Below are 9,975 nucleotides of genomic sequence, written 5' to 3'. Positions count from 1 at the left end.
GGCGATCCAACCGCCATTGCCGCGCGAACGCCGCCACCCGACCATAGGAGCCCGTGAAGCCGAGCTTGACGAGATCAGCGTGCATCTGCTTCAGCGTCCGCCGCTGCTTGCGCGACTTCCCGGCCTCCGTCTTCAGCCAGCCGGACAGCTTCTCGGCAAAAGGGTCAAGCTTGCTTGGACGCTCCGGTATGGAAAACTTCGGCTCGATCGTCTCCGCTGCCAGATGCTTTGCAATCGTGTTGCGCGACAAGCCCGTGCGCCGCGCGATCTCGCGGATCGATAGCCTCTGCCGCATGTGCATTCGCCGGATGATGGCGAAAAGTCCCATGCGGATCACTCCGTTGCCCCGTCGCTCACCGCTATGGGGGAAGGTTCACATGGCTCAATTCTCAGTGAAAATTAGGCGACTTTCCGGCTCAGTTCTGGGTGGAAATCAACAATCGGTGCTTTGACTGGTTGAGCTATCACCACAAATCCCGCCGCACCGATCCGGTAGAGCCGAAGCGGCGAATCGCGGTGGTCTGCGAGATACGAGTTTTCCAGACGTGATCGCTCCGAGCACGTCGGCGATTAGATTAAGGCACGGTTTTCACTATCCTGCACCGTGAAATCTCGGATGTGAGCATCGAGGTGATCAGCAATATTGACACCGCGTTGGGTCGATAGTTGCAGAACAACGCGCCATAGCGGGGGGAACTGTGGGCAGACCAAGACTTGGACTCAAATCGGAAGTGGACAGAAAGTCCCTTGGCAGATCACTCCCTGCTAAAGCGACCGTCCCGATGAGCAAGGGAGGCGGTAATTGCATAGGATGCTGGTGATCTCTTTCCGGGAACGTTCCCGTCAAGAACAAGAGATTTGAAATCACCTGCGTTCACACCAATTTCCAACAGTTTTTCCGACGAACGGATCCGCCACATGCTGAACTTACTGGTGGTGCTCCCTGAACTACCCGCGAGATCGAAGCCACAGCCGACCGCTGCTTCAGCTTTTGTGTCTTTCACGATAAAAAATCTGTTCGCGTCCATCCGATAGCAATTCCCTTCGAATGCATAACCGTAGCCGAGTACAATCGAATAATTACCCTCGCTTTCCTCCTTATTCGAATGGAATAGTTGCATTCGCAATACCGATTTACCGTTGTCTCCGGCGTCGAACGCGCCATAAGAGGTGTTGGTATTAAGCTTGACCCCATAGAGGATCACCATATCGGGAAAATATGTCCCCTGTTGTTGCGGTGCGGGTACAGTTACGTCAGTCATTGTTACCATCTCCGTTACAAAATTTCTCTCCAAGAGATACAACTCTCGATTTGCGCGAGATAGGGACGGGCGGGGCCCTCGTAGGTTGCAGACAAGAAAGCCTCGGCGGCTGCGGTGAAAGTCAGGGTATTAGGATCAATCAGCGGCCACGACCTGACGAGGCTTGAGGCGATGATGTCGCGGGCATCCTGTAATGCGGCCTTGCTAGCAAAATGTCGCCGTTCGTAATCTGGGTTGGAACGGCGAAGGGCCTGTTCGATCAGGGCAGGAGCCATTTCCAGCCGCAAATCTTCGAATTGGTTCGGATCGAGGTCGGCAATTCCGCGCTCGAATAGCAACGTCTGATATACTTCGACAAGGCTGTCAAAGAGTGCCGCCGAGAAAGGTTTCGACCTGTCGTGAACCTCATTGCTGACATCCGACATCCGGAGCGTATGGTTCAGCGACCTGAGTTGTTTTTCGTCGCTAAGTTCGGAAAACCGGTCCAACTCGTTATGGATAAGAAGATTTCCGCCGGTTCGGCGCAGAATTTTATCGGTTGCCGAATCGAAATGCAAAAGGCAGATCAGCGATAAAAAATCGGCGACAGATTCATGATAGGCAAAATATTCGGCGTCATCGCCGTCACCATCAGGAATGCCAAGTTCGCTGAGTAGGATGAGATGCCCCATTTCGTGGGCAATGGCGTCAAAATTTAACGCGAAACTCGACGTGGGTGTCGGAGGTACGCAATCGCCGAGTTCGAGAAAGCCATAACCAGACTGAGCGTTGTCCCAATCCGGAATATGGGGCACGATTTCCAGCCTTTCGAATGTGTCGTCGAAGAACCAATCTATTCTGCGCCCGACATATCCCTCGCAGATGTCCAGAACACGACGACAGCAGGCATAGCTGTGCACGGATAGGAAGTCCGGAGACCCGGGCAGGATCTGGTCAAAATGTCCGTCCGGCCCGGGTCGGACCGGAGGGCGGAGAGGCCCCAGATAAGGCGGAAGAAAAGGCAGCCCATATGGGCGCTTTGGGTCGATGGGATTTGCGATATACATTCGATCATCTGATGGCCCAGCAAGAATAGGTCCGGCAGAGCGGCCAATCCAGACCATCTCGGGCTTATCGTAACCGTTGACAAATGGAGGCTGCGGATAAATCAGGAAACGTGTTCCAAGGACGGATGAAGAATCCGACCGACGGCCCACTTCCACGGAACTTCCCATGGCATCCAATGCCGTCCCCCGTCGCCCGCTTTTTGTGGTGGTCTAATCAGACCATAGACTAAACATAACGACTTATCAACGATTTCGCGCATCCATAACTTCGTCGGCCAAATCGTAATAAGCCATGTCGTGAGCAAAGGCTTCTGTGGCTTCAAAGGGACGGGGATTATTATGCGCTTTTGTCAGGTGTCGTTGCTGTGCCAGATGCTTGAACAGGGCGATGGCATCTGCGGATTTTTGCTGGATCCTTCCGTCTGTAAGCCAATTCGTGATTCTGTCCAAATCTGATGGCCGTATCCCGTTAATTACGGCGTTCGATAAAAGTTTCTGATAAGTCATCTCTGTATAGTGGATTGATCTGGCCAAGGTTTCTAACGCTAGTTGAAGCCTTGAATCGATAATACGCAAACGGGCCGCCTTTTTCAGGGTCAGCCTTACATCAATCAGAGCAACACCAAGGGGAAATGAGCCCAATTGGGCAGGCGCCATTGCGACCGCGACATCCGCATCATCTGCAAACGGGGTCCGGCGATACCAACGGAAGATCTTGCCATATCCGATCATGCCGAAATCCTCCAACTCGGCAGCCCTGATTGCCCCCATGCTGGCGGCTCCATAGACATGAACACCGCGCGACATTGCCCAAAGGATTTCCTTATGGCGAACCGCAGGTGACTGGGCGAACACACCGTCAATCAGTGCGATTGTTTTGGGGGTGTGCTCGATCACCGCGCGGATCATATCGCCGTTTCCCGCCGGTGGCAGATATAGGGCATTCAGATATTGCGTTGCAGTGGCAACGTTTAGCGTCGGACCAAGGAATACGAGTGTGTCATGCGCCACGTTGATACTCCGGATCGGTCTCTAGCGGTGGGGTCAGAACCCTGACCACATGCAACGGTATGCTTTCATCCGAATGTAGTACGACGACAATCATCGCCCTTGCTCCGGCATGGCGGAGTGACTCGGCGAGATGCGGCAATGGGGTGGAATGCGTTAGTGGTGCGTCAACCGCCTGAAATGGCCGAGCGGAAATCGCAAGTTGTTGCCGCCAAGCCGAAAGGTCGGCGACGTCTTGGTAGTTGTAGTTCTGCGCGGTGACATCTTCGCGCGCGGCCGAGATGATCCCGAGGCGGGATTGACAGGCCTCAAGCAACGACTTGGCGAGCGCGCGGTCATGCGAGAAATCGCAGCCGAACCCCTCGGCTGGCCAAGGGGCCAAGGGGGCGTGGCGGTCACTCTCCATCACATGGGACCAGTAGACAGGCGGCCCATTTCCTGTCGGGATCGACCAAATTCCGACCGCGCAGCCAGCGGCACGCAGCATGCTGAGGATTGCTCCGGAACTGCCAGTGACGACAGAGCGGCTGTCCACCTGAAACCGGTCAAAAAAATGCGGTATTCTCATGGCGGCGCAGCGAGAGTGCCGCTCGAGCAACTCGAAACAGGCGTGCTGAATGGCGCCAAGCAGGCTTGTTCCTGCGGCAAGTCCGGACGTATTTCGCGGCAACCAGGCGGGATGAGGTGAGGGGACCGTATAGGCCGTATCCACCAGCGCCAAAGGCACAAAAACCTCGTGGGACGAGAAAATATCCCAGCCCTTGACCCATCCAATTGGCACGTCACCTTGGCGATCTGTCGGAAGGTGGGACCAAAGGTCGCTTGTGTCCATCGAACGGATATCGCCCATCTCGACCCGCTCAGGGGCAATTCGCTCGGACGCCCAGCCTTCGAGCGATTCCATCAGCGCCGAAATCGCAGCTTGCGGGTAGGTCAGCCCTTTCCCCTGATTGACGCTCACGGACAGCGATAACGGCCGCACCGTCTGCGCCACGGGGATGTCGATGCGATCCAGCCGTGTTACCGTGCCCAGACGTGTGATCCCGAATTCTCGTCGCCGCGCAAGTATCCGGTGAACGGTCTGCATCGGGTCGGGTTCCGGTCGAACCGGACTCGCCAGTGCCAATTCCAGCTGCTCTCCGGTCAATGGCGTCGGCCCTTGGATCATCTGCTAACCAATGCGCCCCAGATCGGCTTCAGCGCGCTTGAGAAGCCATGCCGCCCCCTGAGAATTTGCGATTTTGACGGCATGTGCCAGATCGCGCCGAAGGCTGGTAGGGCGATCTCCCAGACTTTGCCGCAGTTGCGCCTTTCTACGATACAGCTCGGCCAGCCAGAAGGTCTGACCGCTTTTCCGGCCCAGATTGATCGCGGCTTCTATCACCGACAGGGCCTCGCTTGGATGGCCGGTCATTTCCAGCACCTGCGAATGCATGTCGCTGTGGATCGAAAGATTGTCGTCCGTGGCCGTGCGTTGGTGCAGCAAAAGGGCCTCGCGGAACCGGATTGCGCCGCGCTTGTCTTTCGCACCGATAAGTTCGGCCCAGCCGCAATACATCTCGGCGCGCGCCTTGCTTGCCGCCAGACCATGCTTTTCGGCCAGCATCAACATCTGCTCGCCAAGGACATGGACTTCCTCGTAGCGGCCCTGACAGTGGCGATGGACAAGCGCGTAATAGATCGCGTGAACAAGGCTGCCGACATGGTCGATCGAAGCGGCATAGTCTAGGGATTGGCTGATCGCGTCTTCGCTCGCCTCAACCCGATCAGTTAGGAGTTGCGACAGCGCGCGCTCTCCCAGACCGCAGATCTTGGCGTCATGGCCGCCAAAAAAGGCCCGATTTCGGACCGCGAGATCCGGGTCATAAAGTTCTAGGCCCTGTTCCACGCAATCAAGACAGAACGCATGATCGCCCGCGTGAAAGCTTGTCGCCCATGCGCAGTGAAAGGATTGCATCCTGACCTCGCCATCGTTGACCATTCTCATGTCATCGACAAGGATGCGGGCGCGCTGCTGCTGGGTACGAACGTTTGGCGCGGTGAACCACCAGCCCCAATAGGCCGGAAAATGCCCTTGCCGCGTCGATGGCGGTCGTAGACGCGCAAGTTGCATGGTCCGCGAATAGATCCTGCGGGCCTTATCCGATCCTTCCCCTTCCAGAGCAGTCGCGACCACGGCCTGAAGTTCAAGCATGGTCAGAAAAAACTCATGGCGCTCGGGGTGGCGCCGCGACATTCGGGTGATTTCCCTGCCGCAGAGGTCGAGCGAGAGCGAGGCTTCCTTCATCGCAGACTGAAGCACGCAGGCCTCGGCAGCTTTCAAAGCAAACTGGACGGCATCGGCATGCCTGCCGGCCTCGGCGCATTGCCATGCCGCGATTGCCGCAGGCAGGGGCGGCACGGTCTTATCGACCAGAAGGTTCGCGATGCGCTCGTGGATCTTGCGGCGGTCGCTTTTCAGCAGGCTGTTGTAAGCGGCTTCTTGCAGAAGTGCTTGCCGGAATTGGTATCCCTCGGCCTGATTGGGTGAATGCTCGATGATGCCAAGGGCTGACAGGACCTGCATATGGCTTGCCAATCCGTCGCGATCCGGTTGCGGCAGAAGCTTGGCAAGCAGATCGCTGGTGAAATTCCGGCCAATCACGCTTGCAAACTGCGCGACACGCCGCGCCTCGCCAGCACTGGCAAGTCTCGAGGAGAGCAGGTCATTCAGCGACGATACCCCGCCCTCGGCCAACAGATCTTTCCATGCCGTGACATGCTGATCCGCATTGTACTTGGCGCGCAGAAAATCGGTGAGTTGCTCGGCATAAAGAGGCATGCCATCGCATTGCTTCAGAACGAAATCCGATAGGCCTGCCGGTGGTTTACTCTCCCAGACAGCGGCGATCAGATCGCGCATTTCCGTCGGAGGAAGGCCGCCCAGCGATAACCCTGTTGCCGTGTCATCGGCACGTGCATGGCGCGAGGTCGCGACGACAAGGATCGGCAAGGTGGCGGCCATCGCATTGAGCCGGTCCAGCAATTCCAGCGTCATCTCGTCGGCCCAGTTGACGTCTTCCATGACGATCAGGATGGGGCCAGCTGACATACATGGACATAGGACTTGGATTGCCGCATCGATCACACTGTTGCGAAAGACGCTGCCGGTCATGTCGGTCACGCGGATATTCCTAGCCGAGGCACCTGATCGCGCGACCGCGAAGCCGCGCATGGTTTCGACCGCAGCGAGGTCGATGTCGATTCCTGCGGCGCGAAATGCATCACCCAATGCATCAGATCCAGCGGCTTTCAACGCGCTGAAGTCGATCAAATTGTCCAGAAATGTGACCAACGGGTAAAGCGGCTGGCCTTCGAAACGCTTGTTGCACTGCAGAACAACGCCTTTTCCCTCAACGCTGCCAAGAAGTTCCGAGACGAGTCTCGATTTCCCGATCCCCGCCTCACCGATGATCGCGAATGCCTGACCGTTGCCAGCCCGTGCTGCTTTCCAAGCGCTATGCAAGGTAGCCAGCTCTTGCGCGCGCCCCACCATCGCGCGGTTGATATTGCCTGCCTGCTGGCTTGGGCCCTGACGCTTTGCTTCGGGTTGCCACAGGATATTGGGCGTCGCGAACCCTTTCAGCTTCACCTCGCCAATGCGGTTGTAAACGAACTTGCTGCGGGTCAGTTCGAACGTGGTTTCTGCAACCAGAACCGAGTTAGCCTCGGCCTCGGCCTGTAGCCGCGCGGCAAGAACCGGAGCCGTTCCAACGATTTCGTCGCTATTCGACGAAAACACCACCACACCGGTCGCGATCCCGATCCGCAGATCAAAGTTATCCGCTGCCTTTCGTGTCCGCCGAGAGACCTTCCGCAGCAATTCCAGTGCCGCGTCAATCGCATTCTCGGCGGCATCCTCTGACTGCTTTGGATAGCCGAAGAAGCAGCACCCCCCGTCACCCAGTTTCTGGTACAGAAATCCTCCGAAATTGGTGACGATCGTTTCGGCAGCCGCGTTCAGGGCCGTGACGGACCGCAAATATTGCTCGGGGTCGCTTCGCATGAGGATCTCGGTCGATCCGACAATGTCGTAGAACAGGGCCGTGACCTGCCGACGCTCTCCTTCAAGGCGCAATCGTACTTCGGCACTCTTCATTGCGCATGCTGTCCAATGTCAAAGTGCCCAAAGCGAACCATGATTCTTGCAATTCATGCAAGGGGTTTGTGCGGCATTCCTCCTGCGGTTGTCATATACTCGTGGATTACAAATTTCCGAAGTAATGTATTTTGAATCAGCTGGCTGAGCGGTTCCTGAATTGCACCAAGCTTTGCCTTATTGTGCAGCCCGGTTCCCGTTCGGTGCCCGTGCCGACTAGCGTTCGTTTAACGATGGCGAATAACCAGACAGCGTTACCCGCCATCGTCCGATCAATATTCGTCGTGAAGACGGACCCAACTCATCGTGCCGGTTTCGTTGCGGCCCTTGGGGGTCAGATCAAGCCAGTTGAACGCGCCGATCTGCAGTTCGTTGCCGCGGTGATAGGTCGAGTAGGTGTGGTAGATCTCGCCTGCTTCGTCTTTGGCGAAGATGCTTGTGCCGAACATATCCGGACTGTTCCGGATCACCGTGCCGTAGTTGTAGATCGCGCGACCGGCTTCACGATCCTCGGGGGTGAACGACACCGAGAAATCGAAATTGAAGTCGTTCCGCGCTGACGAAAGCCATGGGAAAGCCCAGCCCATGCGGGCCTTGACCGCCTCGATCCGCTCCACCGGAACACGAGAGACGGCAGCGAAGGACAGGTCGGCATGTTCGAAATGCTGCCGTGCCGCGTCGATATGATCCGCGATAAACGAGCAGCCTTCGCAGATATGGTCCGAACCCGGCGTAAGCATGAAGTGATAGATCGCTAGCTGGCTGCGATCTTCGAACAGGTCATCCAGCGAGCGTGAGCCGTTCGGACCGTCGAAGACATAGGCCTTATCCAGACGGACCCAAGGCAGCTTGCGCCGCTCGGCCCTCAAACTGTCCAGTTCATGCGTCAGGGCACGTTCCTTGGCCAGCAGCGCTTTGCGTGCGTCCAGCCATTCTCCGCGTGATGCGATTGCAGGTTTCATGATCATTCTCCTTTCAAGTTCGGTTTGTTGAGTCCATGGGCGCGGATCAACCGCAGCCATGGCGGCAAGTGGAAGGCGCTCATCAGCAGGTACATCGTGGTCATGCTGTTCACCGGCCACGAACCGGATACGGTCATGCAAAATGCCGGATTATCGGCAGTTGATATTCCCGCCATCAGCGCGAATGTCGGTGAGGCGGCATGGGCAAGCCATCCAATGCTGTCCGGATACGTTGCCATTCCAAGGCTCCTGTTCGATGGTCGTACCGATCTTGTGGAATTTACGGCAGGTCGCGGCGCGGGTGAGAGTAACAAGCGTGACGGGATTTCGATGGACAGTGTGATCGACGCGGCATCGAGGGAACTTGCCGGCGGCAAGGCGTTGGTGGCGCTGAAGCGGGTTGCTTTGCGCAATGATGCTCCGGCGCTGGCGTTGCGCGGTATTGCGATGGCCCAGTTGGGTGATCTGGACAGGTCGCGCGAATTGCTTCGCGCTGCCGCCCGCGCCTTTGGTTCGGGAAAGCCCCTGTCAGTCGCCCGCTGCAGGTTGGCCGCGGCCGAAATTGCGCTGGTCTCGCGCGATCTTGGCGGAACGTCCGAGGCTTTGGCCAAGGCGCGGGCCAGTTTCATCGCGCATGGGGACCAGAGAAACGCGGCGCATTCGGCCTATCTTCAGGCACGACTGGCGCTGCTGCTGGGTCGGATTGACGAGGCGGAAAGCTGCCTTGGGATGGTCGATCTTGCCGCCTTGCCACAGGTTTCGCGCGGAGGTTACTGGCTGGTGGTCGCTGGCATCGCGATCCGCAGGATACAGGCGGATGCGGCGCGGGCTGCCTTTGATCACGCGCTTGATGTCGCGCGTCGCCTGAGCATCCCTTCGCTAAGCACCGAAGTTGACGCTGCGATCCGGAAGTTCGACGCTCCGGCTGCCTGCCTGGTCGCCGACGGGTGTGATCGCATGCTGAGCTTGGCCGAGGTCGAGGCATGGTTTGCCTCGGGCAGGCTGATCGTTGACGCCAGCCGGAATGTTGTTCGAAGGGACCGGACCATCATTTCTTTGGGGAGGCGTCCGATCCTGTTCGGATTGCTGCGGGTTTTGGCCGAGGCATGGCCCCATGATGTTCCACGCGACGAGCTTTTGAAGCGCGTCTTTCGTGCCCGCCACAGCGACGAATCCCACCGTGCGAGATTGCGGGTCGAAATGGCACGGTTACGAAAGGAAATCTCGCCTTTCGCGAATATCACCGCGACGGGCAGAGGGTTCGTGCTTGCACCGCATGATCAGCTTTGTCCCGCCGTATTGGCCCCGCCGGTCGAAGAAGAACACGCCGACCTATTGGGGCTTATGGCGGATGGCGAGGCATGGAGCAGTTCCGGACTGGCGCTGGCACTGGATGTCAGTCCACGAACCACCCAGCGCGCCCTTGAAACATTGCACCGGCAGGGTAAGGTCGAATGGTTCGGTCGTGGCCGTGCCCGCCGCTGGATTATCTCGAAGGTGCCGGGTTTCCCGATAAACCTTTTGCTCTCGTCGCCGCTTCCATCCGAATAGGCAGGACC

General features: G+C 57.6%; 8 protein-coding genes. 1 reads left to right on the top strand and 7 read right to left on the bottom strand.

What is annotated here, in order from left to right:
* From GL286_RS10230 to GL286_RS10200, 7 genes are all read right to left on the bottom strand, one after another.
* A partial coding sequence (locus GL286_RS10230; protein ID WP_155095449.1) for a winged helix-turn-helix transcriptional regulator occupies positions 1-328 on the bottom strand: 328 nt, incomplete at its 3' end.
* Between the two features lie 427 nt (positions 329-755).
* Positions 756-1,262: a hypothetical protein gene (locus GL286_RS10225; RefSeq protein ID WP_155095448.1), complete on the bottom strand. Its 507-nt coding sequence runs from the start codon at positions 1,260-1,262 to the stop codon at positions 756-758.
* Between the two features lie 14 nt (positions 1,263-1,276).
* A complete protein-coding gene (locus GL286_RS10220; RefSeq protein WP_211596264.1) occupies positions 1,277-2,485 on the bottom strand; it encodes a gluzincin family metallopeptidase in 1,209 nt (402 codons plus the stop codon).
* Between the two features lie 66 nt (positions 2,486-2,551).
* Positions 2,552-3,319, bottom strand: a complete 768-nt coding sequence (locus GL286_RS10215) for a TfuA-like protein (RefSeq protein ID WP_170295131.1) — start codon at positions 3,317-3,319, stop codon at positions 2,552-2,554.
* On the bottom strand, positions 3,309-4,484 hold the full coding sequence (locus GL286_RS10210; protein WP_155095447.1) for a YcaO-like family protein: 1,176 nt from the start codon (positions 4,482-4,484) through the stop codon (positions 3,309-3,311). The genes GL286_RS10215 and GL286_RS10210 overlap by 11 nt, the downstream gene beginning before the upstream one ends.
* A 3-nt stretch (positions 4,485-4,487) precedes the next feature.
* Positions 4,488-7,454, bottom strand: coding sequence for an ATP-binding protein (locus GL286_RS10205; RefSeq protein WP_155095446.1), 2,967 nt, complete (start codon positions 7,452-7,454; stop codon positions 4,488-4,490).
* Between the two features lie 272 nt (positions 7,455-7,726).
* The gene (locus tag GL286_RS10200) at positions 7,727-8,416 is read right to left on the bottom strand and encodes a DUF899 domain-containing protein (RefSeq protein WP_155095445.1); all 690 of its coding nucleotides are present in this window, start codon (positions 8,414-8,416) and stop codon (positions 7,727-7,729) included.
* Between the two features lie 27 nt (positions 8,417-8,443).
* Between GL286_RS10200 and GL286_RS10195 the strand changes: the two genes are divergently transcribed.
* Positions 8,444-9,967, top strand: coding sequence for a winged helix-turn-helix domain-containing protein (locus tag GL286_RS10195; RefSeq protein WP_246184902.1), 1,524 nt, complete (start codon positions 8,444-8,446; stop codon positions 9,965-9,967).
* Positions 9,968-9,975 lie beyond the last annotated feature (8 nt).

Origin of the sequence: Paracoccus aestuariivivens (assembly GCF_009711225.1) — a bacterium.
Lineage (GTDB): Bacteria > Pseudomonadota > Alphaproteobacteria > Rhodobacterales > Rhodobacteraceae > Paracoccus > Paracoccus aestuariivivens.
Note: the sequence above shows the minus strand (reverse complement) of the source record. Positions and strands in the feature narration are given on the sequence as shown.